Raw genomic sequence first — 25,699 nt, 5'->3', positions numbered from 1 at the left:
GTACCGGGCGCGGTCCGAGGAACCTCCCAGGTCGGCCGGGAAGGATCGGCCGGTCGGCACCACCCTCGCCGGCGCACCTACCAGCCCGCACACCCGGAGGCGCGCGATGAGCACCCAGACGACACGTCCGACCCCCTCGCTCGCCGACGTCCACGCCCTGCTGGACGCGACCGACCGGCGCCGGCTGGCGGAGCTGGACCACCTCGAGAGCGTCGTCCTGCGCCGCCTCGTCGACCAGGGCGACTCGACCGAGATGCCGCTCTTCTCCGAGGTGGCGGCACGCCGCGGCGCGGTCTACCGGGAGGCCGTCGAGCGACCCGCGACCCGGACGACCGCCCTCGACGTCGTCACGCCCGCCGAGGGCGTCACGCTGCCGGTGCGGAGCCCGTCCACTCCTCGATGACGGAGACGATCGCGGGGTCGTCCGGGACGGTCCGCGGACGGAACCGGCGCACCCGGCCGTCCGGGTGCACGAGGAACTTCTCGAAGTTCCAGGTGACGCGCCCGGCCTTGCCGTCGTCGTCCGGGGTCTGCTTGAGCGCCTGGTAGAGCGGGTGCGCGTTCTTCCCGTTGACGCGCACCTTGTCGGTCATGGGGAACGTCACGCCCCAGGTCGCCGAGCAGTACTCGGCGATCGCGTCCTGCGAGCCCAGCTCCTGGAGGAACTGGTTGCTCGGGAAGCCGACGACGGTGAACCCGGCGTCGCCGTACTGCTTCTGGAGCGCCTCGAGCTGCTCGTACTGCGGCGCGAGCCCGCAGCGCGACGCCACGTTCACGACGAGAGCCACCTTGCCGTCCGTCAGCGCCCCGAACGTCGTCGTCTCGCCGCGCAGCGTGGTGACCTCGATGTCCGCCAGTCCCGTGTCCGTCATGGTGCGACCCTACCGCCGTCGCGGGCGCCCGCGGCGGCGCCCGTCGTCAGGAGTTCGGCGAGGCGAACTCTTGTCGACGGATAGCCTAAGATCGTGGGATGGAGCAGGGTCACCCCGCAGTGCGCACCGAGGAGCCGACCGTGTCCGCGCCTGCCGGCACCGCGCCTGCCGGCACGGAGCCGGTCGGCGTGCCCGACCGTCGTGCGCCCACCGGCCGGCTCGGACGCGGGCTCCTGCCGCTGCTCGGCCCCGCGTTCGTCGCCGCGATCGCGTACGTCGACCCGGGGAACGTCGCGGCCAACGTCAGCGCGGGCTCGCGCTACGGGTACATGCTGCTGTGGGTCCTCGTCGCCGCGAACCTCATGGCCGTCCTCGTGCAGTACCAGTCGGCGCGGCTCGGCATCGTCACCGGCAAGTCGCTGCCCGACCTCCTGGGCGAGCGCCTGCGCCGGCCCGCACGCCTGGCGTACTGGGGCCAGGCGGAGGTCGTCGCGGCCGCGACCGACGTCGCCGAGGTCATCGGCGGCGCCATCGCGCTCCAGCTCCTCTTCGACCTGCCGCTCGTGCTCGGCGGCGTGATCGTCGGAGTCGTGTCGCTCGGGCTGCTGCTCGTCCAGGGGCGCGGGCAGCGACGCTTCGAGGCCGCCGTGATCGCCCTGCTCGCCGTCATCACCGTCGGGTTCGTCGCCGGGCTGTTCGTCGCGCCCCCCGCGCCGGGCGACGTGCTCGGCGGGCTCGTGCCGCGGTTCGACGGCGCGGACTCGGTGCTCCTCGCCGCGAGCATGCTCGGCGCCACCGTGATGCCGCACGCCGTCTACCTGCACTCCGCGCTCGCGCGCGACCACCACGCGCGCGGCCAGCACGCCCCCGACCAGCACGGCCGCGGCGTCGACGCGACGGCCGACCACCGGCGCGTCCGCCGGCTGCTCGGCGCGACGCGGTGGGACGTGGTCGGGGCGCTCGCGGTCGCGGGCGTCGTCAACGTCGCGCTCCTGCTCGTCGCCGCGACCACCCTGCGCGGCGTCGACGGCACCGACACCATCGAGGGCGCCCACCAGGCGATCGTCGACGCCCTCGGACCAGGCATCGGTGTCGTCTTCGCCCTCGGGCTGCTCGCGTCGGGGCTCGCGTCGACGTCCGTCGGCGCCTACGCCGGCGCCGTGATCATGGGCGGTCTCCTCAAGGTCCGGGTGCCGCTCGCCGTGCGGCGCGTCGTCACGCTGATCCCCGCCCTCGTGATCCTCGCCGCCGGCGCGGAGCCGACCTGGGCGCTCGTCGTGAGCCAGGTCGTGCTGAGCTTCGGCATCGCGTTCGCGCTCGTCCCGCTGCTGCGCCTCACGGGCAACAGCGAGGTCATGGGGGAGTTCGTCGACGGGCCGCGGATGCGCGTCGCCGGGTGGACCGTCGCCGCCGCGATCGTGACGCTCAACCTCGCGCTGCTCGTCCTGACCGTCGCCGGGTGAGCGTCAGACCCCCTTCGTGAGGATCGCCGCGCACCGGTCGTACGAGCCCGTCGAGTAGCCGAGCCGGAACGCGGCCTCGCGCTGCGCGGCGCTGCCGTGCGTCCACGAGTCCGGGTCGACGTGCCCGGTGCCGGCCCGCTGCAGACGGTCGTCACCCACCGCCGCGGCGGCGGACAACGCGTCGGCCACGTCCTGCTGCGTGAGCTTCTCGAGGAACGGCGTCCCGGACGCGTCCTTCGTGCTGGACGCGCCGTGCGCCCACATGCCGCCCAGGCAGTCGGCCATGAGCTCGGTCCGGACCGACCCCTCGTCCGCGCCCACCGCGTGCCCGCCCGCGCGGTCCAGCACGCCGGTGAGGTCCTGGACGTGGTGGCCGACCTCGTGCGCGACGACGTACTCCTGCGCGAGCGGGCCACCGTTCGCCCCGTACTGGCTCGTCAGGTCGTCGAAGAACGCCACGTCGAGGTACACCGTGCCGTCGGAGGGGCAGTAGAACGGTCCCGTCGCCGAGCTCGCCGTGCCGCACCCGCTCGACGTCGAGCCCGAGAAGCTCACCGCCTCCGGCTCGGTGTAGCGGACGCCGGCCTGGTCGGGCAGCGTCTTCGCCCAGTACGCGTCGGTCGACTCCAGGGTCGCGACGTACCGGCACTCGGCGTCGCGGTTCGCGTCGGCACCCGCGGTGCAGTCCGTCCCGGACTCGTCGCCGGCGTCCGACCCGGACGTCAGCCCGGACAGGTCGATCGAGCCGTTGCCGAGGAAGATCGCGAGGAGCGCGACCACGAGCGTGCCGATCCCGCCGCCCGCGATCGCGGTCGTGCGGCCGGGGCCGCGGCGGCGGACGCGGTCGGGGTCGAGGTGGGAACCGTCGGAGAACGTCATGACGCCCGAGCGTAGGAGGTACGGCACCTTCACGGTCTGCCGGAAGCGCCAAAGGCGCCGCCAGGGCCGTCCGCGGAACCTCGGGCCGGCGCACCCCCGTAGGATGGTGGGTCGTGATCTCAGCCCAGAACGTCGAGCTGCGCGTCGGCGCCCGTGTCCTCGTCGAGGACGCCTCCTTCCGTGTCGGCCCCGGGGACCGTGTCGGTCTCGTCGGCCGCAACGGCGCCGGCAAGACGACGCTCACCAAGACCCTCGCTGGCGACACCCAGCCCGCGGGCGGCACCATCGTCCGCTCGGGCGAGATCGGCTACCTCCCGCAGGACCCCCGCACGGGCGACCTGAGTCAGCGCGCGATGGACCGCGTCCTGTCGGCCCGCGGCCTCGACGACATCGTGCGTCGCATGCGCGACACCGAGGGCGAGATGGCCAGCGCCGACCCCGACACCATGGCGGCCGCGCTCGACCGGTACCCGCGCCTCGAGGCGCGCTTCCTCGCCGCGGGAGGCTACGCCGCCGAGTCCGAGGCCGAGCGCATCACCGCGAACCTCGGGCTCGACGAACGCATCCTCAACCAGCCCATGAGCACCCTCTCGGGTGGTCAGCGGCGACGCATCGAGCTCGCCCGGATCCTCTTCTCCGGCGTCGACACGCTCCTGCTCGACGAGCCCACCAACCACCTCGACGCCGACTCGATCATCTGGCTGCGCGACTACCTGAAGAACTACGCGGGCGGCTTCATCGTCATCAGTCACGACGTCGAGCTGCTGCGCGCCACCGTCAACAAGGTCCTGTACCTCGACGCGAACCGGTCCGTCATGGACACCTACGCGATGGGGTGGGACGCGTACCTCAAGCAGCGCGAGACGGACGAGCGCCGGCGTCGTCGCGAGCGCGCCAACGCCGAGAAGAAGGCGGGCACCCTGCTCGCGCAGGCCGAGAAGATGCGCGCCAAGGCGACGAAGGCCACGGCCGCGCAGAACATGATCCGCCGCGCGGAGAAGATGCTCGGGTCGCTCGAGGGCGAGCGCGTGAGCGACAAGGTCGCGCACCTGCGGTTCCCGACCCCGGCTCCCTGCGGCAAGACCCCCATCACGGCGGAGGGGCTCTCCAAGGCCTACGGGTCGCAGGAGGTGTTCATGGACGTGTCCCTGGCGATCGACCGGGGCAGCCGCGTCGTGATCCTCGGGCTCAACGGCGCCGGCAAGACGACCCTGCTGCGGATGCTCGCGGGCGTCGACACGCCGGACTCCGGCGAGGTCGTCCCCGGGCACGGGCTGAAGCTCGGCTACTACGCCCAGGAGCACGACACCCTCGACATGGACGCGACCGTCCTGGAGAACCTGCGCCACGCGGCGCCGGACCTCGCGGACACGCAGGTGCGCTCCGTGCTCGGCTCGTTCCTGTTCTCGGGCGACGACGCGGAGAAGCCCGCGCACGTCCTGTCCGGCGGCGAGAAGACGCGCCTCGCCCTGGCGACCCTCGTGGTGTCGTCCGCGAACGTGCTGCTGCTGGACGAGCCGACCAACAACCTCGACCCGGCGTCGCGCGCGGAGATCCTCGGCGCGCTGCGCACCTACGAGGGTGCCGTCGTGATGGTGACCCACGACCACGGAGCGGTCGAGGCCCTGGCGCCGGAGCGCGTCCTGCTGCTGCCCGACGGCGACGAGGACCTGTGGAACGACGGCTACGCGGAGCTCGTGTCGCTCGCCTGACGCTCGCGCTCGCCGGCTCGCGTGGCGATCGCCGCCTCCTGCGCGTCGAGGTACGCGTCCTCCTCGTCCTCGAGGGAGACCCGGCGGGGCTTGCCCGAGCGGCGCGCGGCGCGCGCCGCCTCCGCCTCGTCGACGTCGGTGTGCCCGGCGAGCAGGTCGCCCGCCGTGAGGCGCGGACCGCGCTCCCGGCGCCACAGGACGATGTACGCGCCCAGGAGCCCCGCCGCGAAGAGGCACCACTGCACGGTGTACGACATGTTGGTGCCCGCGTCGGGGAGGTCGGGCGTGGGCAGCGGCGTCACCGTGTGGTCGGCGTCAGCGGCGGGGACGGACGGGTCCTCGCTGTCGGCGACGAGGTACGCGTCGGTCGTGCGGCCGTCGGCCCACGCGGCACCGTCCGCGCCCTGCGCGAGCACCATCGGCGTCGAGATCGCCTGGACCTGTCCGGGCGGTGCGGTGCGCGTCGTCACGGGCTCGTCCGGGCGGAGCCGCGCGGTGAGCGTGAGCTCGCCCGCCGGGGGAGCCGGGACGTCGTCGGGACGCAGCGCCCCACCGTTCGACAGAGGCACCGTGCCACGGTCGACCACGAGGACCATCTGGTCCGTCGGGTCGCCGGGGGCGTCCACGACGAACGGGACGAGCACGTGGAACACCGCGCCCGTGCCCACCGGACGGTTGCGCAGCAGGACGGTGTCGTCCGGCTCGTAGTGGCCGCGGACGGTCACCGGGCGCCACTCGTCGTCGGCGGCGAAGGTGTCGCCCGGTCCGGGCACGAGGGTGCCGAGCGAGACCGGGTCGGCGGTGTATGCGCCCGAGATCTGCTCGGCCTGCGACCGGTGCAGGTCGTAGCGCGCCCACTGCCAGCGGGCAGCCACCAGGCACAGCAGCGCCATGATCACCGCCCCCACGGCGAGGGTCACCCACTGGCGGCGCGTGCGCGCGCCGTGCCGGACCTCAGCCACGCGCGTCGAACCCCCCGCCCAGGACGTCGGTCGGGCCGGCCTCGACCGTCGGGACCTCGGACGCCGGCACGGTGTCCTTGAGGAACCCGCGCAGGTCCAGGAAGGACGTCAGGTGCTCGCGGTGCTCGTCGCACGCCAGCCAGACCTTGCGCCGGTCCGGCGTGTGCAGGCGGGGGTTGTTCCACAGCAGGGCCCACGTGGCCTCAGCCCGGCAGCCCTTCGCGCTGCATACCAGGTCGCCGACCGCGTCGGGGGAGGGAGCGGTCATGCGGCGTCCCCGGAGTGCCGGGCGGGACCGTGCCCGTCGTCGTGCGGGTGCTCGCCCGGGCGCCCGGAGCCCGGCTGCGCGTCGGGCTCCTCGGCCCGCGCGTCCGGCTGCTCGTCGACGACCTCGACCTGCTCGATGACGACGGGCGGGGCGGCCTCCGGCGCGGAACCGATCGCCGGCAGGTCGACCTCGGACACGGTCGTGGACCGCCGCTCGCCGCTCGCGTTGGCGAAGATCACGGCCGTGTAGGGAAGCACCACGGCACCCACGATGAGGACGATCTGGAGCGGGCCGCGCGCGAACAGCGCACCGACGAAGCATCCGATGCGCACGATCATCTGGATCACGTAGACGTGCCAGCGTCGGTCGACCTCGTCGCTGCGCGGCTCGGGGACGGACGTGAGGCTGACGGGCTCGTCCCGGTCCTCGTTCCTCCTGCTCACGCTGCCAGTCTAGGTCCGCTCCGAGAACCTTCGGACCGGCGCATGGAGCGGGCCGTTTTGTAGGGTAGGCACAAAACGGGTCCGAGGCGTTCGCGCCGGTCGGCACCCGGTGGACCCCCGTCGGCGGGATAGGTTCGACCGGGACCACCCGTGACACGGACCAGCGACGCCACGGGCCACCCGCGACCGTCCGCCGGCGCCCGGAGCGCCGCACCCAAGGAGCACAGCACATGAGCGAGTCCACGCCCGAGACCGGCCGCACCCCGCGGACCGTCGTCGTGACCGGCGCCAACCGTGGCATCGGCCGCGCGATCGCCGAGCGCTTCGTCGCGCAGGGCGACCGGGTCGCGACGGTCTACCGCGGCGGCGACCTGCCCGACGGCGTCTTCGGCGCCGTGGCGGACGTCACCGACACCGAGGCCGTCGACGCCGCGTTCAGCGCGATCGAGGCCGAGCTCGGCCCCGTCGAGGTGCTCGTCGCCAACGCGGGCATCACGCGCGACGGCCTGCTCATGCGCATGAGCGACGACGACTTCCAGACCGTCCTCGACGTGAACCTCACGGGCGTCTTCCGGTGCGTGCGCCGCGCGTCCAAGGGCATGATCCGCCTGCGCCGTGGCCGCATCGTCCTCATCTCGTCCGTCGTGGGCCTCTACGGCGGCCCGGGCCAGGTGAACTACTCGTCGTCGAAGGCCGCACTCGTCGGCATGGCCCGCTCGATCACGCGCGAGCTCGGCGGCCGCGGGATCACCGCGAACGTCGTCGCGCCCGGCTTCATCGAGACCGCCATGACGGCCGAGCTGCCCCAGGACCGTCAGGACTCCTACAAGGCGACCATCCCCGCGGGCCGCTACGGGCAGGCCGACGAGGTCGCCGGCGCCGTCGCGTTCCTCGCGTCCGACGAGGCCGGCTACGTCAGCGGCGCCGTGCTGCCCGTCGACGGCGGCCTCGGCATGGGCCACTGACCCGCTCCACCACCAGACCTCATGACGGGCTCCGGCCCGCCCGCCCGGCCCCGAGCCGCTACGCTCGGGACGGGCGACCACCTGAAAGGACACCGATGGGCCTGCTCGACGGCAAGACGATCCTCGTGACGGGGGTCCTCACCGACTCCTCGATCGCGTTCCACACCGCGCGTCTCGCGCAGGAGGAGGGCGCCACCGTCCTCCTGACGTCCTTCGGCCGCCAGGCCAAGCTGACGCAGGCGTTCGCGAAGCGCCTCCCGCAGACGCCTCCCGTGCTCGAGCTCGACGTGCAGAACTCCGAGGACCTCGCGAACCTCGACGGCGCCGTGCGCGAGCATGCCGACTCGCTCGACGGTGTCGTGCACTCGATCGGGTTCGCGCCGCAGTCCGTGATGGGCGGCAACTTCCTCGCGGGCGAGTGGCCCGACGTCGCGACCGCGGTCGAGATCTCCGCGTACTCGCTCAAGGCGCTCGCGGTGGCCACCCACCAGCTCCTCAAGGACGGCACGCCGGGCGGCTCGATCGTCGGCCTGACGTTCGACGCGACGCTCGCGTGGCCCGTGTACGACTGGATGGGTGTGGCGAAGGCCGCGTTCGAGTCCACGTCGCGCTACCTGGCCCGTGACCTCGGTCCGGACAACATCCGCGTGAACCTCGTGTCGGCGGGCCCGATCCGCACGACGGCCGCGAAGTCCATCCCCGGCTTCGAGCAGCTCGACGCCGCGTGGCCCGAGCGCTCGCCGCTCGGCTGGGACAACACGACCGCCGAGCCCGCCGCGCGCGGTGTCACGGCGCTCCTGTCCGACTGGTTCCCGGCGACGACGGGCGAGATCGTCCACGTCGACGGCGGCTTCCACGCGATGGGCTTCTGAGTGAGGCCCGCCGCGTGACGGCCCCCGAGGCCCAGACGCACGCCACCGCCGACACCGGCGGTGGCGTGCGTCGCCTCGTCCTGCTCCGCCACGCCAAGGCGGAGCCGGGCGGCAACGGTCCCGACCACCACCGCGCGCTCGCCCTCGCCGGACGCCAGCAGGCGACCCGGGTGGGGGAGGCGCTCACGGCGGGCGGGCTCGTCCCCGACCTGGTGCTCTGCTCGTCCGCGCTGCGCACCCGGCAGACGTGGGAGCTCGTCGCGAGCCGGCTCGACGGGTCGCCGCGGGTCGAGGTGAGCGACGACCTCTACGAGTGCACGCTGCGCGGCCTGCTCGGCATCGTGACGGCGCTGGGGGACGACGCCCACCAGGTGCTGGTCGTGGGGCACGAGCCCACCGTGAGCACGACCGCGACGTTCCTCGCCGGGCCGGAGTCGGACGACGCGGCGATCGCGCAGGCGCGGGTCGGCATGCCGACGTCCGCCTACGCGGTGCTCGACGGACCCGGCGCGTGGAGCGCGTGGGACCGCAGCACCGCGACGCTGACGTACCTCGGCCGTCCGGCGACGGGCTGATCCCGCCTGCGCGGCTGACACGTCGGAAAGCCGCCAGCGCCGTGGCGTCCCTGCCGCGACGCTGGCGTCATGGATCCCACACTCACCCCGCGCCCTCGACCGGTCCGCGCGGCCGCAGACCCCCACGACGTCATCGATCCCGCCATCCTCTACTTCGGGACGCCGGTCGCGCTGCTCAGCACGGTCGATGCCGACGGCCGCGCCAACCTCGCACCGATGTCGTCGGTGTTCTGGCTCGGCAGCACGGCGCTCCTGGGGCTCGGGGCGCGCTCCCAGACGGCACTCAACATCGCCGCGACGGGCGAGGTGGTCATCAACCTGCCGTCGTCGTCGCAGGTCGACGCGGTCGACCGGCTGGCGCTCACCACCGGACGCGACCCGGTGCCGCCGCGCAAGCACGCGGTCGGCTACCGGCACGTGGCCGACAAGTTCGCGCGGGCGCACCTCACGCCGCTCCCGTCGGACAGGGTCGTCCCGGCGCGCGCCGCCGAGTGCCCTGTGCAGATGGAGGCGCGGCTGACGAGCACGCACCCGCTCGAGCGCGACGACGCGCACGAGGCCGGGACGATCGTGGCGTTCGAGGTCGCCGTCGTGCGCACCCACGTCCACCGCGCGATCCGGGCACCGGGTACGTCGCACCGTGTCGACCCCGCACGCTGGCGGCCGCTCATCATGAGCTTTCAGCGCTTCTACGGCTTGGGTGGCGAGCTGCGCCCGTCCCGGCTCGCCGGCATCGACGAGGAGTGGTACCGGTAGCGCGTCGGGCGACGTCAGCGGGCGAGGTCGGGCGCGGCGAGCGCGTCGACCAGGGCGAGGACCTCGTCGAGCCGGCCGTCGACGGAGTGCGGCGCCTGCTCCTTGACGACGGGCTTCGCGCGGAAGGCGATCCCGACGCCCGCCGCCGCGATCATGTCGAGGTCGTTGGCGCCGTCGCCGATCGCGACGGTGTCCGCGAGGTCCACGCCCTCGGCCGCAGCGAACTCGCGCAGTGCCGCCGCCTTGGCGGCGCGGTCCACGACGGGCCCGACGGTCCGGCCCGTCAGGCGCCCGCCGGTGACCTCGAGCCGGTTCGCGCGGAACGTCGTGATGCCGAGCTCCGCGGCCAGCTCCCCGACGATCTCCGCGAACCCGCCCGACACGAGCGCGACCGTCCAGCCGCGGCGGTGCGCCTCGGCGACGAGCTCGCGTGCGCCGGGCGTGAAGGTCGCGCGGGCGCGGACGTCGTCGAGCGCGGAGACCGGGACGCCCGCGAGGGTCGCGACGCGCTCGCGCAGCGACCCCGCGAAGTCCAGCTCGCCGCGCATCGCGGCCTCGGTGACGGCCGCGACCTGCTCGCGGGTGCCGGCGTGGTCGGCGAGGAGCTCGATGACCTCCTGCTCGATGAGCGTCGAGTCGACGTCCATCACCACGAGCCGGCGACGGCTCCCCGGACGAGGCGCGGCACTACTCAACGACGGTTCCCTTCGGCACGACGGTGATGCCCGACGGGGTGACGGTGAACCCGCGGGCGCGGTCCGCGTCGGCGTCGAGGCCGATGCGGGCGCGCGCGCCCACGATGACGTTCTTGTCGAGGATGGCGCGGTGCACCTGCGCGTGGCGGTGCACCTGGACGCCGTCCATCAGCACGCTGTCGGACACGGACGACCACGAGTGTAGGTGGACGCCGGGGGACAGGACGGAGCCGACCACGGTCGCGCCCGACACGAGCACGCCGGGGGAGACGATCGAGTCGGCGGCGTGCCCGAGCCGGCCGGGGCCGGCGTGCACGAACTTCGCCGGCGGCAGGCCGGTGTACCCGGTGAACAGCGGCCACTCGTCGTTGTACAGGTTGAAGACCGGGTTGATCGAGATGAGGTCCTTGTTGGCCTCGAAGTACGAGTCGATGGTGCCGACGTCGCGCCAGTAGTTGCGGTCGCGGTCGGTCGAGCCGGGGACGTCGTTCTCGATGAAGTCGTACACGCCGGCGGTCCCGCGCTCCACGAACCACGGCACGATGTCGCCGCCCATGTCGTGCTTGGAGTCCTCGTTCGCGGCGTCGCGCGTCACGGCGTCGATGAGGGCGTCGGCGTTCGCGACGTAGTTGCCCATGGACGCGAGCACCTCGCCGGGCGAGTCCGCGAGCCCCTGCGGGTCGGTCGGCTTCTCGAGGAACGCGCGGATGCGGCCCGGCTTGTCGGGGTCGACGTCGATGACGCCGAACTGGTCGGCGAGCGCGATGGGCTGCCGGATGCCCGCGACCGTGAACTCGGCGCCCGACGCGATGTGCGCGTCGACCATCTGCGAGAAGTCCATGCGGTACACGTGGTCGGCCCCGACCACGACGACGATGTCGGGACGCTCGTCCTCGAGGATGTTGAGGCCCTGGTAGATCGCGTCGGCGCTGCCGAGGTACCAGTGCTTGCCGACCCGCTGCTGCGCGGGGACGGGGGCCACGTAGTTGCCGAGGAGCGGCGACATGCGCCACGTCTTCGAGATGTGCCGGTCGAGGCTGTGCGACTTGTACTGCGTCAGCACGATGACGTGCAGGTAGTGCGAGTTGATGACGTTCGACAGCGCGAAGTCGACGAGGCGGTAGATCCCGCCGAACGGTACGGCGGGCTTGGCCCGCTGCGCTGTCAGCGGCATGAGCCGCTTGCCTTCGCCACCCGCCAGGACGATCGCCAGGACTCGCTTCGCTGCCATGCCCCGACCCTAGGGCCAATCCGGCGGCGAGGTGACATCGGGACGCCGGTCGGACGGCGGACGGTGGAAGTTCGCCCGAGCGGGTGCGTCGGGCGATAGGTTGTGCGGCATGCGCGTCGACCTCCTCACCCGTGAGTACCCGCCGAACGTCTACGGAGGGGCCGGCGTGCACGTGGCCGAGCTCTCCCGGGTCCTGGCCCGCCGCATGGACGTGCGCGTGCGCGCGTTCGGCTCGGCCGCCGACGGCCCGCTGCGGGAGCCGTCCGCTGCGGTGCCCGGCGAGCCCGTCGTCACGACGTACGGCGTCCCTGCCGAGCTCGCGGGGGGCGACGCGGCGCTCGCGACGTTCGGCGTCGACCTGCAGATCGCGAACGACGTCGCGGGCGCCGACGTCGTCCACTCGCACACCTGGTACGCGAACCTCGCCGGCCACCTCGGCGGCCTGCTGCACGGCGCTCCGCACGTCCTGTCGGCGCACTCGCTCGAGCCGCTGCGCCCCTGGAAGGCGGAGCAGCTCGGCGGCGGGTACCGGCTGTCGGGCTGGGCGGAGCGCACGGCCTACGAGGCCGCCGACGGGATCATCGCGGTGAGCGGCGGCATGCGCGCCGACATCCTGCGTTGCTACCCGGACGTCGATCCGGCGAAGGTCCACGTCGTGCACAACGGCATCGACCTCGACGGGTGGAAGGCGCCGGCCACGGACGACGAGCTCGCCGCCGCCCGCGCGACGGTGACGCGTCTCGGCATCGACGCCGCGCGGCCGACCGTCGTGTTCGTGGGGCGCATCACCCGGCAGAAGGGGCTGCCGTACCTGCTCCGGGCGGTCGAGCGGCTCGCGCCCGAGGTCCAGGTGGTGCTGTGCGCCGGGGCGCCCGACACCCCGGAGATCGCGGCCGAGGTCTCGGGCGCGGTCGCCGAGCTGGCCCGCCGTCGCACCGGCGTCGTGTGGATCGAGGAGATGCTCCCGCGGCCCGAGCTGGTCGCCGTGCTCGCCGCGTCGACCGTGTTCGTGTGCCCGTCGGTCTACGAGCCCCTCGGCATCGTGAACCTCGAGGCCATGGCGGTCGGCCTGCCCGTCGTCGGCTCCGCGACCGGCGGCATCCCCGAGGTCATCGACGACGGTGTCACGGGCTCGCTCGTCCCGATCGAGCAGGTCCAGGACGGCACGGGCACGCCGGTCGACCCCGAGCGGTTCGTCACCGACCTCGCCGACGCACTGACCCGCGTGCTGTCCGACCCCGCGCACGCCGCCGAGCAGGGCGTCGCCGCGCGCCGGCGCGTCGAGGAGCACTTCTCGTGGGACGCGATCGCCGACCGGACCCTCGCGGTCTACGAGCAGGTGCTCACCGGGCGCGCCTGATGGGCGCCGCCCGACCGGAGTCCCCGGTCATCCGCGTGGCGGCCGGGATCGTCGTGGACGACGCCGGGCGCTGGCTCCTGGTGCGCAAGCAGGGGACGAGCCGGTTCATGCAGCCGGGCGGCAAGCCCGAGCCGGGTGAGTCGGGTGCCGAGACACTCGCCCGCGAGCTCGCCGAAGAGGTCGGCGTGGTGGTGTGTGCGGACGAGCTGGTCCCGCGCGGGACGTGGCACGGCGACGCCGCCAACGAACCCGGTCACGCCCTCGTCGCCGACGTCTTCGAGGTGCCCGGCAGGCACTCGCCCGTCGCGGCCGCCGAGATCGCAGAGCTCGTGTGGGTCGACCCGGGGGAGCCCGGCGTCCCGCTCGCCCCGCTCACCGTCGCCCTGCTCGCGCTGCACGCGCGCCCCTGACGCCCGACCGGGAGGGCGTCAGTCCCGGTCGCCGGGACCCGGCACCACGGACGCCGCCGCCATCGCGTGCCGGGCCGCGACCTCGACGGAACGCAGCGCGGCGTCGCGCTGGTCCGTCTGGAACACGTTGACCGCCGCGCCGTCGTCCACCGTCGCGAGCCGGACGATCGCGCCCAGGCGCACCGCCTGCGACAGCGCCCGCACGCGCCGGGGGTCCAGCCCGCGCGGGACGAACGGGGTGAGGTCCACGGGCTCGCGCAGCCGGGCGATCTCCGCCGCCGCGTCCTCGCGCCACCGCGACACGTCGAGCGCGTCGAGCGCCTCGACCGCCGTCGCGAGCGCGCGGCGCAGGCCGCGTTCCGCCTCTTCCAGCGTCCCGAGGGTGCCGAGCAGTCGTAGGCGCCACGGCTCGACGGGCTGCACGTGCCAGCGCACCAGGTGGCCCGGCTCGAGGTCCGACCCGAAGCGATCGACGTGGGGCACCGCGGCGAACGACCCGCCCGGCGTCTCGACGAGCACGCACTCGCCCGCGTCGACGGCGTCGTGGGCGACTCCCACCGGGACGGCCGCGGAGTCGCCCGGCGCGGGGAGCAGCGCCGCGACGGCCGTCGCCCGGCGTGCCGACGCGTCCCCCGACCACGTCTCGAGGAGCGTCGCGAGGTTCGCCGCGCCGCCCAGACCGTCGACGACGTGCGGCTCGTCGTCCCCCTGGACGGCCGCCGCGGCACGGGTCACGGCGTCGCCCGCACCGGGCCGCGAGGACGCGCCGAGCCACAGGGCGAGCATGACGCTGCGGGGGAGCGGGGAGGCGTTGTCGGCGTACGGATCCATCCCGCCCAACCTATAGGGTCGTGGCCATGAGCCAGCCCTCCAGCGCTTCGGTCACGACCGCCGGCCCGTCCTCGGACTGGGTCCTCGAGCTGGAGGGGGTGTCCGTCCGCCGCGGGACCAAGATGATCCTCGACGCGGTGGGCTGGCAGGTGGCCGAGGACGAGCGCTGGGTCGTCCTCGGGCGCAACGGCGCCGGCAAGACGACCCTGGTCCAGATCGCCGCGGCACGACTGCACCCCACGCGCGGCACGGTGCACGTGCTCGGTGAGCGGCTCGGCGGGTCGGACCTGTCGGAGCTGCGGCCGCGCATCGGTCTCGCCAGCGCGGCGCTCGCGGAGCGGATCCCGGCGGACGAGTCGGTGCGCGACGTCGTCGTGACCGCGGCCTACGGCATCACCGGCCGGTGGCGCGAGGAGTACGAGGACTTCGACACCGAGCGCGGCACCGACCTGCTGCGGCTGTTCGGGGTGGACCACCTCGCCGACCGCGCGTTCGGGACCCTCAGCGAGGGCGAGCGCAAGCGCGTCCAGATCGCCCGCTCGCTCATGACCGACCCGGAGCTGCTGCTGCTCGACGAGCCCGCCGCGGGCCTCGACCTCGGGGGGCGCGAGGAGCTCGTGGAGGCGCTCGCGGAGCTCGCCGGCGACGCGGCCGCGCCCGTCCTGGTGCTGGTGACCCACCACGTCGAGGAGATCCCGCCGGGGTTCACGCACCTGCTGCTGCTGCGCGACGGCCAGGTCCACGCGGCCGGCCCTCTCGAGGAGGTCCTCACCTCGGAGAACCTGTCGGGCGCGTTCGGCATCCCCCTCGTGGTCGAGCGTGCGGGCGACCGGTGGGCGGCCCGTTCGGCCCGCTGACCGCCTCCGTGCAACCGAGACGGCGGGGGAGTTGACACGAGGGTAAAATCTGAGCAAAGGTCGACCCGCGCCGTTCCCACGGCGCTCGACGCGCGGAAGGGGCCGCCATGGACTGGCACTGGCTCTGGTGGATCGTGGCGGCGCTCGTCTTCGCCCTCCTCGAGGTGGTCACGCTCAGCTTCGTCCTGCTGATGTTCGCGGGCGGCGCCGTCGCTGCCGGCATCGTCGCTCTGGCGGGCGGGAGCGCGTGGTGGCAGGTCGTGGCGTTCGCGCTGGTGTCGACCGTGCTGCTCCTCACCGCGCGCCGCGCGCTGCTCGAACGCTTTCGCGACCGCACGCCCAAGCACCTCACCAACGCTGACGCGCTCGTCGGGCGCGAGGCGCTCGTCCTCGACGCCGTGACCGGGACGGGGGGTCGCGTGAAGCTCGGCGGTGAGGTCTGGACCGCGCGGACCGCTTCCGGCGCACGCCCCGAACCCCTGTCCGCGGGTGAGCCCGTCCGCGTCGTCCGCATCGACGGCGCGACCGCTGTCGTCGAACCGCTGCACCTCACTCCGGGAGGACCCAAGGAATGAACGACCCCGCGACGATCGTGGTCTGGATCGTCATCGCCCTCATCGTCATCTTCGTCATCGTCGCGCTGGCGAAGGCCGTCCGGATCGTGCCGCAGGCGGTCTCGCTGATCGTGGAGCGGCTCGGCCGCTACTCGCGCACCCTCGACGCCGGCTTCCACCTGCTCGTCCCGTTCGTGGACCGCGTGCGCGCGGGAGTCGACCTGCGCGAGCAGGTCGTCTCGTTCCCGCCGCAGCCCGTCATCACGAGCGACAACCTCGTGGTGAGCATCGACACGGTCATCTACTTCCAGGTGACCGACCCGAAGGCCGCGGTCTACGAGATCGCGAACTACATCACGGCGATCGAGCAGCTCACCGTGACCACGCTCCGCAACGTCATCGGGTCGATGGACCTCGAGCAGACCCTGACGAGCCGTGACCAGATCAACGGCCAGCTCCGCGGCGTGCTCGACGAGGCGACCGGCAAGTGGGGCATCCGCGTCAACCGCGTCGAGCTCAAGTCGATCGACCCGCCCGCGAGCGTGCAGGGCTCGATGGAGCAGCAGATGCGCGCCGAGCGTGACCGCCGCGCCACCATCCTGACCGCGGAGGGTGTCAAGCAGTCCCAGATCCTCACGGCCGAGGGCGAGAAGCAGTCCCAGATCCTGCGGGCCGAGGGGCAGGCGCAGTCCGCGATCCTGCGGGCCGAGGGTGAGGCCCGCGCCATCCTCCAGGTCTTCGATGCCATCCACCAGGGCGACGCCGACCCGAAGCTGCTGGCCTACCAGTACCTGCAGATGCTCCCGCAGATCGCGAACGGCACCGCGAGCAAGCTCTGGGTCGTGCCCACCGAGTTCACCGCCGCGCTCGGGTCGATCGCCAAGGGGTTCGGGGGCGACGGCGGTCCGGTCGGTCCTTCGGGCGACCCGGCGGGACCGGGCGGGTCCGACGGCCCGGCGCAACGTGCCCCGCGTCCGCGTGTCGAGAACAGCCTGCCGCCGTCGGCGCTGACGGACCCGGCCGAGGCGCTCGCGGAGGCGCGGCGCCAGGCCGAGGCCGCGACTGCGGACGCGACGAGCGCGGGGACGCACTCGGGCATGCCGGTGGACCCGTCGGTCGAGCTCGGGCAGCGCCCTGGCGCCGGCCACGTGCCGCCGCCCGCGCCGCCCGTGCGTGGGACGACGCCGCGCCCGGTGGGCGAGGAGCCTCCGGCGGACGACGTGCCCGGCGGTCCGCAGCAGGTCTGACCTCCGAGAGCTGAGGCGGCTGCGTTCGCTTCTGGCGAACACGATGCATGGCCGGACAGGCTATGTGAGTGAGCACTCACTCACATAGCCTGTTCGCGTGTCCGTAACCGCGTCGTCCCCGGGGTCTGCAGCCGCCTCCGGCTCGCGTCGGGCCACCCCGCTGCCTGCGGACGAGCGGCGTGCCGCGATCCTGGGTGCCGTCGGCCCCGTGCTGCTCTCGCGCGGGCTGAGCGTGACCACCAAGGAGCTCGCGGCCGTAGCGGGGGTGGCCGAGGGGACGATCTTCCGGGTGTTCGACGACAAGCTGAGCCTGGTCGGCGCGGCGGCGTTCGACGGGCTCGACCCGCGCCGGGTCCTGCCCGACATCGAGGCGATCGACCGCTCGCTCCCGTTGCGGGAGCGTCTCGTCGCCGTCATGAGCGCCGGCCTGGCTCACGTGTCCGAGACGATCCGCTGGGTCGGGATCCTGCACGAGATCGGGCGCATCGACCCGCGACCCGACGACGAGCGCCAGCAGGCCGGCCGCGAAGGCTGGCAGCGCCACATGTCACGTCAGGCGGACGCCGAGCAGGAGGTGCGCGCCGCCGTCGCGCGCCTCGTCGAGCCCGACGCCGCGCAGCTGCGTACCGGGGTCGCCCAGGCCGTGGACCTGTTCGACGTCGTGCTGGTCGGCGCCTCCATGCGTCAGGTCGACGCGCGTCGGCGCGGCGTCGAACCGGAACCGGCCGACCCCGGGCAACTGGTCGACCTCGTGCTGCACGGTGTCGTCGCCCACCCTGCAGCGCTGGAACCGCCGCCCTGATCGTGCTGTCCTGGACCGGTCGCGAGGCCGTCCAGCGAAGCCCGCCCGTCCTGCAGCGGCAGCCGTCGCGTGCAGGCACCACGACCTTCCGCACCCCGAGGAGCCCCATGCTCGTCGCACTGCTCAAGCAGTACCTGAGACCGTACGCGCGGCCGCTCACGCTGCTGCTCGTCTTCCAGCTGGTCGCGACCCTCGGGTCGCTCTACCTGCCGACGCTCAACGCCGACATCATCGACAAGGGCGTCACGACCGGCGACATCGGCTACATCTGGCGCGTCGGCGGCTGGATGCTCGTCGTGAGCCTGGCGCAGGTCGCCTGCTCGATCGCGGCCGTCTACCTCGGCGCGCGCACCGCGATGTCGTTCGGCCGCGACGTGCGCCGCGCCCAGTTCGTGCGCGTCGAGAGCTTCTCCGCCCAGGAGATGGGGACGTTCGGCGCGCCGTCGCTCATCACGCGCGCGACCAACGACGTCCAGCAGGTCCAGATGCTCGTCGTGATGAGCCTGACGATCATGGTCATGGCGCCGATCATGCTCGTGGGCGGTGTGATCCTCGCCCTCCAGCAGGACGTCGAGCTCTCCGCGCTCCTGCTGGTCATCGTCCCCGTCCTCGGCGTGAGCGTCGGCCTCATCATCTCGCGCATGGTCCCGTACTTCCGGTCCATGCAGAAGAAGATCGACGGCATCAACGGTGTGCTGCGCGAGCAGATCACGGGCATCCGCGTGATCCGGGCGTTCACCACCGAGCCGCGCGAGCGGCGCCGCTTCGGCGCCGCGAACGAGGACCTCTACCAGACCTCGCTGCGCGCCGGCCGGCTCATGGCGCTCATGTTCCCCGTGGTCATGCTGGTCATGAACTCCTCCAGCGTCGCCATCATGTGGTTCGGCGGGCACCGGGTCGAGGACGGCATGCAGATCGGCGCCCTCACCGCGTTCCTCAGCTACATCATGTACATCCTCATGGCCGTCATGATGTCGACGTTCATGTTCATGATGGTGCCGCGCGCCGCGGTGGCCGCCGACCGGATCGGCGCGGTCCTCGACACCGAGACGTCCGTCGTCGAGCCGGTCGAACCAGTCGTCGGCACCGCCCACGCGGGCGTCGTCACGTTCGACGACGTGTCGTTCGCGTACCCCGGCGCCGAGCAGGCCGTCCTCCACCACGTGTCGTTCGAGGCGCGGCCCGGGCAGACCACCGCGATCATCGGCTCGACCGGCTCCGGCAAGTCCACGCTGCTCAACCTGGTGCCACGACTCTTCGACGTCACCGAGGGCGCCGTGCTGCTGGACGGCGTCGACGTGCGCCGGCTCGCCGGCGCCGACCTCGGCGCCGTGCTCGGGCTGGTCCCGCAGAAGGCGTACCTGTTCTCCGGCAGCATCGCGGACAACCTGCGGTACGGCCGGCCGGACGCCACCGACGACGAGATGTGGGCCGCGCTCGACGTCGCGCAGGCCCGGACGTTCGTCGAGGGACTCGACGGCGGGCTCGACGCGCCGGTGGCGCAGGGCGGCACCAACTTCTCGGGCGGCCAGCGGCAACGGCTCGCGATCGCCCGCGCCGTCGTCCGGCGACCCAAGGTGTACCTGTTCGACGACTCGTTCTCCGCGCTCGACTACGCGACCGACGCCGCGCTGCGGCTCGCGCTGCGTCCCATCACCCGGGACGCGTCGGTGATCGTCGTCGCGCAGCGCGTCGCCACCATCCGGCACGCGGAGCAGATCGTCGTGCTCGACCACGGGGAGGTCGTCGGCGTGGGCACGCACACCGAGCTGCTCGAGACCTGCGACACCTATCAGGAGATCGTGTACTCCCAGCTCTCGGCGGAGGAGGCGGCATGAGCGACGAGACCACCGGCGCAGAGACCAGCCACGAGGAGCGCACCGAGCTCGTGCGCGCGCAGAGCCGCCGCGGCGGGCCGGGCGGCGGACGCGGCCCCATGGGCGGCATGGGCATGCCGACCGAGAAGGCCATGAACTTCGGCGGGTCGCTCAAGCGGTTCGCCGGCTACCTGCGGGCCGAGCGGCTCCGCGTCGTTGCCGTCGTGCTCGTGACCGTCGGGTCCGTGGTCGCGGCCGTGGCCGGCCCCAAGCTGCTCGGCAACGCCACCAACGTCATCTTCGAGGGGGCGACCGGGTCCCTGCTCGGCCGCTACCTGCCCGCGGGCACCACGGCCGACCAGGCCGCGGCCGCGCTGCGCGCGCAGGGACAGGACACGCAGGCCGACATGGTCGCGTCGATGCACGGGCTCGTCGTCGGGCAGGGCATCGACTTCCACCGGCTCGCCGTCCTGCTCGGCTGGGTGCTCGCCGTGTACGTGCTGTCGGCCGTGCTCATGTGGCTGTCGGGGTGGATCACCACGACCGTCGTGCAGCACACCGTCCGGCGCCTGCGCGACGAGGTCGAGGGGAAGCTGCACCGGCTGCCGCTGTCCTACTTCGACCGGCAGCAGCGCGGCGAGATCCTGTCGCGCGTCACCAACGACATCGACAACGTCGCCCAGTCGATGCAGCAGACCCTGTCGCAGATGATCAACTCGATCCTCACCGTCGTCGGCGTCCTCGCCGTGATGTTCTGGATCTCGCCGCTCCTCGCCGTCATCGCGCTCGCCACGGTGCCGCTGTCCGTGTGGCTCGCCGCCACGATCGCGAAGCGGTCGCAGCCCCAGTTCATCAAGCAGTGGGCCACCACCGGTCGCCTCAACGCGCACATCGAGGAGATGTACACCGGTCACTCGCTCGTCAAGGTGTACGGGCACCAGCAGCGGGCCATCGACACCTTCGACCAGGAGAACGAGGAGCTGTACGGCGCGAGCTTCCGGGCCCAGTTCATCTCCGGCACCATCCAGCCGGCGATGGGCTTCGTCGGGAACCTCAACTACGTGATCGTCGCCGTCGTGGGCGGGATCAAGGTCGCGAGCGGGTCGCTCAGCCTCGGCGACGTCCAGGCGTTCATCCAGTACTCGCGCCAGTTCACCCAGCCGCTCACGCAGCTCGCCTCCATGATGAACCTGCTGCAGTCGGGGGTGGCGTCCGCCGAGCGGGTGTTCGAGCTGCTCGACGCCGACGAGCAGACGCCCGACGCGGGCGCCGCCGGGCCGGAACGCGTGCGCGGTCGCGTGGCCTTCGAGGACGTCTCGTTCTCGTACGTGCCCGACAAGCCGCTCATCGAGCACCTCGACCTCGTGGTCGAGCCCGGCCAGACCGTCGCCATCGTCGGACCGACCGGCGCGGGCAAGACCACGCTCGTGAACCTCGTCATGCGGTTCTACGACGTCGACGGCGGGCGCATCACGCTCGACGGCGTCGACACGCGCGACATGCCCCGCGCCACCCTGCGCTCGCAGGTCGGGATGGTGCTCCAGGACACCTGGCTGTTCAAGGGGTCCATCGAGGAGAACCTGCGCTACGGCGTCGCGGACGGTCGCACCGTCGACGAGGACGAGTTCCTCGAGGCGGCGCGGGCGACCCACGTCGACCCGTTCGTCCGGACGCTGCCCGACGGCTACGCGACCCTGCTCGACGACGAGGGATCGAGCGTCAGCGCGGGGGAGAAGCAGCTCCTCACCATCGCGCGGGCCTTCCTCGCCGACCCGCCGATCCTCATCCTCGACGAGGCGACGAGCTCGGTCGACACCCGCACCGAGCTGCTCGTCCAGCACGCCATGAACGCCCTGCGCGAGGGGCGGACGTCGTTCGTCATCGCGCACCGCCTCTCGACCATCCGCGACGCCGACCTCATCCTCGTGATGGAGCACGGGTCGATCGTGGAGCAGGGCACGCACGACGACCTGCTCGCGTCCGGGGGCGCGTACGCGCGGCTGTACGAGAGCCAGTTCGCGGGGGCGGCGACGGAGGAGGAGACCGAGCAGTCGCCGGTCGGCTGACCCCCGGCGCCTGCGGCGCCCTGTCCGTCGCCTACGCAAAGTCGCTTCGCGTGTGTTTCGGCGCACGCGAAGAGCCGTTGCGTAGGCGACGGACAGCCGGGAGCGGGTGGACGGAGCACGGTTACTCGTGAGTAACAATTGATGCCATGGGGATGCGCGGCTACCGGGAGGTCCTGCGCGACCCCCAGATCCGTCGGCTCGTGCTCGTCGCGATGGTCGCCCGGATCCCCAACACCGCGTCCGCGCTCGTGCTCACGCTGCACGTCGTCCAGACGCTGCACCAGTCCTACGCGTCCGCCGGCGTGGTCGCCGCGGCGTCGACCATCGGCATGGCTGCCGGCTCCCCCTGGCGTGGCCGCCTCGTCGACAAGTTCGGCCTCCGACGCGCCGTGTGGCCGAGCGTGGTGGCCGCCGTCGTCCTGTGGCCCCTCATGGCGTTCCTGCCCTACCCCGCGCTCGTGGTCGCCGCGCTCGTCTGTGGGCTGTTCGCGATGCCGATCTTCACCGTGGTGCGCAAGTCCCTCAGCGTGCTCGTGCCGATCGGTCGGCAACGCACCGCGTATGCGCTCGACTCGATCGCCAACGAGCTCGTGTTCATGGTCGGGCCGGCGGTCGGCGTCGGGGTCGCCACCCAGGTCGGCACCGTCCCGGTGATGATCACGATCGGCATCGCGGTGAGCGCCGCCGGGTCGCTGCTGCTGGTCCTCGACCCGCCGACGCGCCTCGACCAGGTGGGCGGCGTCGCGGGCGGGACCGTCCCCGCGGCGGTCGACGCGCACCACATCGCACCCGATCCCGAGCACGACAGGCCCGCACCGCTCGACCCGGACGCCCTCGCCGCCGGTCAGCTCGCCGTCGCGCTCGACCCGACGGCCGACACCTTCGGCACCCCGGCGCGCCGCGCCTGGCGCGCCGGCCTGCGCCGCCTGCTCCCACCGTGGATGACGGCCCGCGTCCTCATGGTGCTCGCAGCGTCGCTCGGCACGACCCTCGTCCTCGTCGGCACCGACCTCGCGATCCTCGCCCAGCTCCGCGCCGACGGCGAGGTCGGGTCGCTCGGCGTCGTGTACTTCACGTGGTGCCTCGGGTCTGTCGTCGGCGCCGTCGTCTACGGCGCGCGGCACCGGCCGATCGACCCCATGGTCCTGCTGCTCGGCCTCGGCGTGCTGACCGTCCCGATGCTGCTCGCGCACTCCGTGCCCGCGCTCGCGGTTCTCGCGTTCATCGCCGGACTGCCGTGCGCGTCCGTCATGACGGCGACCGCCGAGGAGATCGCGCGGATCGTCCGAGAGGACCGCCGTGGCGAGGCCATGGGCTGGCAGGGCACCGCGTTCACCGTCGGGTCCGCGGTCGGCGCACCCGTCCTCGGCGTCGTCCTGGACGCGTCCGGGCCGTGGGCCGCGTACGTCGCCGCGGGCGGGTGCGGTGCGCTCATCGCGGTCGTCGGGCTGCTCGTCGGACGCCGCCGTCGGTCCGCGGCGTCGGCCGCACAGCTGCGGTTCTGACGGGTCGTGGTCAGTTCGTCTTCTGTGTGGGCAGGTGTCGACCGATATAGCCCACGTAGATGTGGCCGTCGGTGGTGACGGCATCGAAGTAGTGCATTCGCGGGGAGATCATCCCTGACTGTGCGATCTTGATGTGTGCGCCCATGAAGACTCTGCCGGATGGGTCGATCGAGGCGGGCACCACGAAGAGCCGCGGCGCTGCGTACTTCGCGGTGTGCTTGACGTCGTCACTCTCGTCGCGTGCGTGCCGGTTCGCAGGATAGGCGTGACACCCGGAGGGGATGTCCTTGAGGTAGGCATCGAAGGTGGTGCACCGGCCAGCGAGTCGTTCGCGGGCGTAGTCGTCGAGCGCGCGCAGGGCATCCCACGTCTTGCCCGCCCAGCCGCCGAGCGGGTTGCGCTCGTCGAGCTCCTCCGTGGTGCCGGAGTCTCCTGTCCACACCACGTGCTCCAGCTCGGAGAACCTGCTGAGAAGGTCGCCGAAGGACTCCGGGACGGGCGACTCTCTCTCGGTGTCGCTGAGCGGCGCCCAGGCTTCCGTTGCTGCGACACGGTTGAGACGGAGACGCAGGGCGCGGACGAGCTCGGTCTGCTCGCGGGCGTCCTGTGCCGTGATCCCGTGCTCGTTCTGTTCGTCGTCCAGCCGGTGGTTCAGGTCCTCGACCTGATCGCGCAGCTCGATCACGGTGTTCGTCAGCGTGTCGAGCTGGCTCTCCCTGCGCGCCAGAACGGCGCGAAGGCGAGCCGATTCGAGGGCTTGCTCAGCCAGCGCGCTGACGGCGTCCGGTGTGACGGCGCCGGATCCCAGCACCCTCTCCAGGGCGGACGCCAGCGCGAGGCGCGTCTCGACGTTCTCGGCCGCCGCGACCGGGGACGTCACCGGAGCAAGGTCGCCAGTTGACGCGGAATCTCCGACCCGGCCCGTCGGCGCCTCCTGGTCGACCGAGTGCGGGATCGGTCGCGGAGGTGGGGGAGTGGTGGTGCGAGTCAGCGCATCGGCAGGTCGCCCGAGAAGCTCGTTGTCCGTCTGTCGAAGAAGCCGCTCCTCGACGCGAACCGCTGCGCGAGGCAATGGCGTGTCGAGCGTGGTCTCCCGTGCGCGAGCGCCCAGGATCCGAACGATGCGCTTGCCGTCGTCCTGGAGGATGGTCGCCGTGTGCAGCACCCGATGGCGCCGCGCGTCGAAGTCGTCGCCGAGCTGCACGCCGGGGAGGTACGTCCGCATGGTCCCGGCGTCGACGTGATGCGTGCCCCCCGTGAGTTCGGCGAAGGCTGTTGTCGCGGCAGGGTCGAGCACGTAGCCGGCGGCGAGGCCGGTTGTCTGCACGAGCAGTTTCCGGATGAGCTGTCGCCACGGTTGCATCGGCAACGACTCGTCGCTGCCTGCTACGAACACTGGCCCACGTCGGTGGGGGTCCTCGAGCGCCGTGACCAAGGACTCGACGTCGTCGACCGTGGTCGTCGTGATGTTCGGGTCGAGCCGAGCGCCCCCGTCACGCGCGTCGAGCACCTCGAGGAGCGACGAGGCGAGTCGCGGGACTGCTGCCCAACGTCGCCGCTCGACGTCACCGCCGGGCGCGACGACGTCGAGCCACACCCAGGGAAGGCGCCCGTGGTGTCGGGGGTCGTGCAGGAGGAGCTGTGTCGTCCACGTCCCGCCGGAGCCCGCCTTCTCCTCCAGACGGAAGAGCGCGGACTCGGATCCGTCGCTCGCGCGCTCCTGTGTCAGCGCGGCTTCGACCGCTGGCCCGATCCCGACGGTTCGCCCGGATACCACGAGGTCGGCTTCATACCGCTTGCTCCGCAACCAGGCGTGCACCTGGGCGAGCGACGTGGTGATGAACGGGGCGTCGTCCGCGACGCCATCCGCCGTGAAGTAGGACCTGTACTCGAGCATCGTCGCTCCCTGCAGCGCGCTGGACGGGGTGGAGACACTTCAGCACGTGCTACTGACAGGACCCGTGTGGCACGCGGCCGCGGCCCCTGACTTTCACCCGCCCGTGGCAGGAAAGGTGGCTTCGAAGAGCAGGCGGTCCGCACGCTCGCTGGCGGCCTTGGCGCCGAGGGAGATCTTCATCGCCTGAAGCTTCGCTTCGACCTTGCGCGATGTCGTGTGCTCTCGGCTCACAGAGATCCGGACGTGCCTCGCGCCATTGTTGAGCGCGGCGTCCACGGCGGAGGCGATGCCAGGCTCATCGGGCCATGTCAGTGGGCGACGATCCCGGGGAGCAGCACCGGCTCGGTGCTGCTTTCGAGGACGTCGGACCGGGTGAGTTCTTCCCAGAGATAAACGGCGCGATGCCCGACATGTGGACCGGGGCAGAGAGACCGACTGGTGCCGCTACGGTGTCGTGAGACATCCGACGGTGCGGGGGCACGATGACGTTGCAACGATGCTCGATCTCAGCAGGGCCCGAGGCTGTGCGCCATGATGTGGGGTGCTCGTGATCCGCCCGTCTGACTGGTCGCCGGTGGGTCTGGATATCGATCCGACGCCGGGTGATCCGGTGCTGGTGCTGGCGGGTGGTCGGGACTACCTGGACGTCGCGACGGCGAT

At 72.6% G+C, this 25,699-nt stretch carries 26 protein-coding genes; 16 read left to right on the top strand and 10 right to left on the bottom strand.

Translation table 11 applies throughout. The features are described from left to right. The first annotated feature begins 106 nt into the window (after nucleotides 1–106). Nucleotides 107–403, top strand: coding sequence for a hypothetical protein (locus CLV34_RS00130; RefSeq protein WP_100348274.1), 297 nt, complete (start codon nucleotides 107–109; stop codon nucleotides 401–403). On the opposite strand, the gene CLV34_RS00125 is transcribed toward CLV34_RS00130, so the two are convergent. Beyond that, nucleotides 366–872, bottom strand: a complete 507-nt coding sequence (locus CLV34_RS00125; protein ID WP_100348273.1) for a glutathione peroxidase — start codon at nucleotides 870–872, stop codon at nucleotides 366–368. The genes CLV34_RS00130 and CLV34_RS00125 overlap by 38 nt on opposite strands. 98 nt (nucleotides 873–970) lie before the next feature. Here CLV34_RS00125 and CLV34_RS00120 point away from each other — a divergent pair, with 98 nt between their 5' ends. After that, nucleotides 971–2,335 carry an Nramp family divalent metal transporter gene (locus tag CLV34_RS00120; RefSeq protein WP_100348272.1) on the top strand — a complete coding sequence of 455 codons (1,365 nt, stop codon included), beginning with the start codon at nucleotides 971–973 and terminating at the stop codon, nucleotides 2,333–2,335. A 3-nt stretch (nucleotides 2,336–2,338) separates the two neighbouring features. Here CLV34_RS00120 and ypfJ read toward each other — a convergent pair whose 3' ends face one another. Continuing rightward, nucleotides 2,339–3,214, bottom strand: a complete 876-nt coding sequence (ypfJ, locus tag CLV34_RS00115) for a KPN_02809 family neutral zinc metallopeptidase (protein ID WP_100348308.1) — start codon at nucleotides 3,212–3,214, stop codon at nucleotides 2,339–2,341. 113 nt (nucleotides 3,215–3,327) lie between these two features. Here ypfJ and CLV34_RS00110 point away from each other — a divergent pair, with 113 nt between their 5' ends. Then, complete coding sequence (locus tag CLV34_RS00110) at nucleotides 3,328–4,926, top strand: ABC-F family ATP-binding cassette domain-containing protein (RefSeq protein ID WP_100348271.1); 1,599 nt, start codon at nucleotides 3,328–3,330, stop codon at nucleotides 4,924–4,926. On the opposite strand, the gene CLV34_RS00105 is transcribed toward CLV34_RS00110, so the two are convergent. Genes CLV34_RS00105 through CLV34_RS00095 form a run of 3 tightly spaced genes read right to left on the bottom strand, consistent with a single transcriptional unit; the run spans nucleotide 4,899 to nucleotide 6,599 of the window. After that, nucleotides 4,899–5,888, bottom strand: coding sequence for an SURF1 family protein (locus CLV34_RS00105; RefSeq protein WP_245858826.1), 990 nt, complete (start codon nucleotides 5,886–5,888; stop codon nucleotides 4,899–4,901). The two genes, CLV34_RS00110 and CLV34_RS00105, sit on opposite strands and share 28 nt — an antisense overlap. Beyond that, nucleotides 5,881–6,156 carry a hypothetical protein gene (locus tag CLV34_RS00100; RefSeq protein ID WP_100348270.1) on the bottom strand — a complete coding sequence of 92 codons (276 nt, stop codon included), beginning with the start codon at nucleotides 6,154–6,156 and terminating at the stop codon, nucleotides 5,881–5,883. The genes CLV34_RS00105 and CLV34_RS00100 overlap by 8 nt, the downstream gene beginning before the upstream one ends. Further along, nucleotides 6,153–6,599 carry a DUF3099 domain-containing protein gene (locus CLV34_RS00095; RefSeq protein ID WP_100348269.1) on the bottom strand — a complete coding sequence of 149 codons (447 nt, stop codon included), beginning with the start codon at nucleotides 6,597–6,599 and terminating at the stop codon, nucleotides 6,153–6,155. The genes CLV34_RS00100 and CLV34_RS00095 overlap by 4 nt, the downstream gene beginning before the upstream one ends. 230 nt (nucleotides 6,600–6,829) lie before the next feature. Here CLV34_RS00095 and CLV34_RS00090 point away from each other — a divergent pair, with 230 nt between their 5' ends. The 4 genes from CLV34_RS00090 (at nucleotide 6,830) to CLV34_RS00075 (ending at nucleotide 9,767) form a co-directional block, all read left to right on the top strand. Continuing rightward, the gene (locus tag CLV34_RS00090; RefSeq protein ID WP_100348268.1) at nucleotides 6,830–7,564 is read left to right on the top strand and encodes a beta-ketoacyl-ACP reductase; all 735 of its coding nucleotides are present in this window, start codon (nucleotides 6,830–6,832) and stop codon (nucleotides 7,562–7,564) included. A 95-nt stretch (nucleotides 7,565–7,659) separates the two neighbouring features. Further along, the gene (gene fabI / locus CLV34_RS00085; RefSeq protein WP_100348267.1) at nucleotides 7,660–8,436 is read left to right on the top strand and encodes an enoyl-ACP reductase FabI; all 777 of its coding nucleotides are present in this window, start codon (nucleotides 7,660–7,662) and stop codon (nucleotides 8,434–8,436) included. Between the two features lie 14 nt (nucleotides 8,437–8,450). Beyond that, the gene (locus tag CLV34_RS00080; protein ID WP_245858825.1) at nucleotides 8,451–9,011 is read left to right on the top strand and encodes a SixA phosphatase family protein; all 561 of its coding nucleotides are present in this window, start codon (nucleotides 8,451–8,453) and stop codon (nucleotides 9,009–9,011) included. 69 nt (nucleotides 9,012–9,080) lie between these two features. Beyond that, the gene (locus tag CLV34_RS00075; protein WP_100348266.1) at nucleotides 9,081–9,767 is read left to right on the top strand and encodes a flavin reductase family protein; all 687 of its coding nucleotides are present in this window, start codon (nucleotides 9,081–9,083) and stop codon (nucleotides 9,765–9,767) included. A gap of 14 nt (nucleotides 9,768–9,781) precedes the next feature. Here CLV34_RS00075 and serB read toward each other — a convergent pair whose 3' ends face one another. Together serB and glgC are read right to left on the bottom strand one after the other, a co-directional pair. Next, nucleotides 9,782–10,462, bottom strand: a complete 681-nt coding sequence (gene serB, locus CLV34_RS00070) for a phosphoserine phosphatase SerB (RefSeq protein ID WP_100348265.1) — start codon at nucleotides 10,460–10,462, stop codon at nucleotides 9,782–9,784. Further along, on the bottom strand, nucleotides 10,455–11,693 hold the full coding sequence (glgC, locus tag CLV34_RS00065; RefSeq protein WP_100348264.1) for a glucose-1-phosphate adenylyltransferase: 1,239 nt from the start codon (nucleotides 11,691–11,693) through the stop codon (nucleotides 10,455–10,457). Before glgC ends, serB begins: the two co-directional genes overlap by 8 nt. Before the next feature lie 109 nt (nucleotides 11,694–11,802). On the opposite strand from glgC, the gene glgA reads away from it, so the two are divergent. Together glgA and CLV34_RS00055 are read left to right on the top strand one after the other, a co-directional pair. Then, nucleotides 11,803–13,053, top strand: a complete 1,251-nt coding sequence (gene glgA, locus CLV34_RS00060; RefSeq protein ID WP_100348263.1) for a glycogen synthase — start codon at nucleotides 11,803–11,805, stop codon at nucleotides 13,051–13,053. Then, nucleotides 13,053–13,463, top strand: coding sequence for an NUDIX hydrolase (locus CLV34_RS00055; protein WP_100348262.1), 411 nt, complete (start codon nucleotides 13,053–13,055; stop codon nucleotides 13,461–13,463). The genes glgA and CLV34_RS00055 overlap by 1 nt, the downstream gene beginning before the upstream one ends. Before the next feature lie 18 nt (nucleotides 13,464–13,481). Here CLV34_RS00055 and CLV34_RS00050 read toward each other — a convergent pair whose 3' ends face one another. Then, the gene (locus CLV34_RS00050) at nucleotides 13,482–14,294 is read right to left on the bottom strand and encodes a hypothetical protein (protein ID WP_100348261.1); all 813 of its coding nucleotides are present in this window, start codon (nucleotides 14,292–14,294) and stop codon (nucleotides 13,482–13,484) included. Nucleotides 14,295–14,320: 26 nt separating this feature from the next. Between CLV34_RS00050 and CLV34_RS00045 the strand changes: the two genes are divergently transcribed. The 7 genes from CLV34_RS00045 to CLV34_RS00015 all read left to right on the top strand — a co-directional run bounded on the left by CLV34_RS00045 (nucleotide 14,321) and on the right by CLV34_RS00015 (nucleotide 23,142). Beyond that, the gene (locus tag CLV34_RS00045; RefSeq protein ID WP_100348260.1) at nucleotides 14,321–15,151 is read left to right on the top strand and encodes an ABC transporter ATP-binding protein; all 831 of its coding nucleotides are present in this window, start codon (nucleotides 14,321–14,323) and stop codon (nucleotides 15,149–15,151) included. Nucleotides 15,152–15,258: 107 nt separating this feature from the next. Beyond that, nucleotides 15,259–15,726, top strand: coding sequence for an NfeD family protein (locus CLV34_RS00040; RefSeq protein WP_100348259.1), 468 nt, complete (start codon nucleotides 15,259–15,261; stop codon nucleotides 15,724–15,726). Continuing rightward, nucleotides 15,723–16,952, top strand: coding sequence for an SPFH domain-containing protein (locus tag CLV34_RS00035; RefSeq protein WP_100348258.1), 1,230 nt, complete (start codon nucleotides 15,723–15,725; stop codon nucleotides 16,950–16,952). The genes CLV34_RS00040 and CLV34_RS00035 overlap by 4 nt, the downstream gene beginning before the upstream one ends. A 97-nt stretch (nucleotides 16,953–17,049) precedes the next feature. Then, entirely contained in the window at nucleotides 17,050–17,754 is a 705-nt protein-coding gene (locus CLV34_RS00030) for a TetR/AcrR family transcriptional regulator (RefSeq protein WP_100348257.1), read from the top strand. Nucleotides 17,755–17,861: 107 nt separating this feature from the next. Next, nucleotides 17,862–19,592: an ABC transporter ATP-binding protein gene (locus CLV34_RS00025; protein ID WP_100348305.1), complete on the top strand. Its 1,731-nt coding sequence runs from the start codon at nucleotides 17,862–17,864 to the stop codon at nucleotides 19,590–19,592. After that, the gene (locus CLV34_RS00020) at nucleotides 19,589–21,637 is read left to right on the top strand and encodes an ABC transporter ATP-binding protein (RefSeq protein WP_100348256.1); all 2,049 of its coding nucleotides are present in this window, start codon (nucleotides 19,589–19,591) and stop codon (nucleotides 21,635–21,637) included. Before CLV34_RS00025 ends, CLV34_RS00020 begins: the two co-directional genes overlap by 4 nt. Before the next feature lie 146 nt (nucleotides 21,638–21,783). Continuing rightward, nucleotides 21,784–23,142, top strand: coding sequence for an MFS transporter (locus CLV34_RS00015; protein ID WP_100348255.1), 1,359 nt, complete (start codon nucleotides 21,784–21,786; stop codon nucleotides 23,140–23,142). Between the two features lie 10 nt (nucleotides 23,143–23,152). Here the strand turns inward: CLV34_RS00015 and CLV34_RS00010 are convergent, their stop codons facing one another. Beyond that, nucleotides 23,153–25,039 (bottom strand): hypothetical protein, encoded by a 1,887-nt coding sequence (locus tag CLV34_RS00010; protein ID WP_100348254.1) that lies wholly within the window; start codon nucleotides 25,037–25,039, stop codon nucleotides 23,153–23,155. 93 nt (nucleotides 25,040–25,132) lie between these two features. After that, nucleotides 25,133–25,315: a hypothetical protein gene (locus tag CLV34_RS00005; RefSeq protein ID WP_100348253.1), complete on the bottom strand. Its 183-nt coding sequence runs from the start codon at nucleotides 25,313–25,315 to the stop codon at nucleotides 25,133–25,135. Between the last annotated feature and the right edge of the window lie 384 nt (nucleotides 25,316–25,699).

The sequence above is a fragment of the Luteimicrobium subarcticum genome, assembly GCF_002798015.1.
Lineage (GTDB): Bacteria > Actinomycetota > Actinomycetes > Actinomycetales > Cellulomonadaceae > Luteimicrobium > Luteimicrobium subarcticum.
The sequence above is the reverse complement of the archived record's forward strand: the minus strand, read 5'-3'. Positions and strand labels throughout refer to the sequence as shown.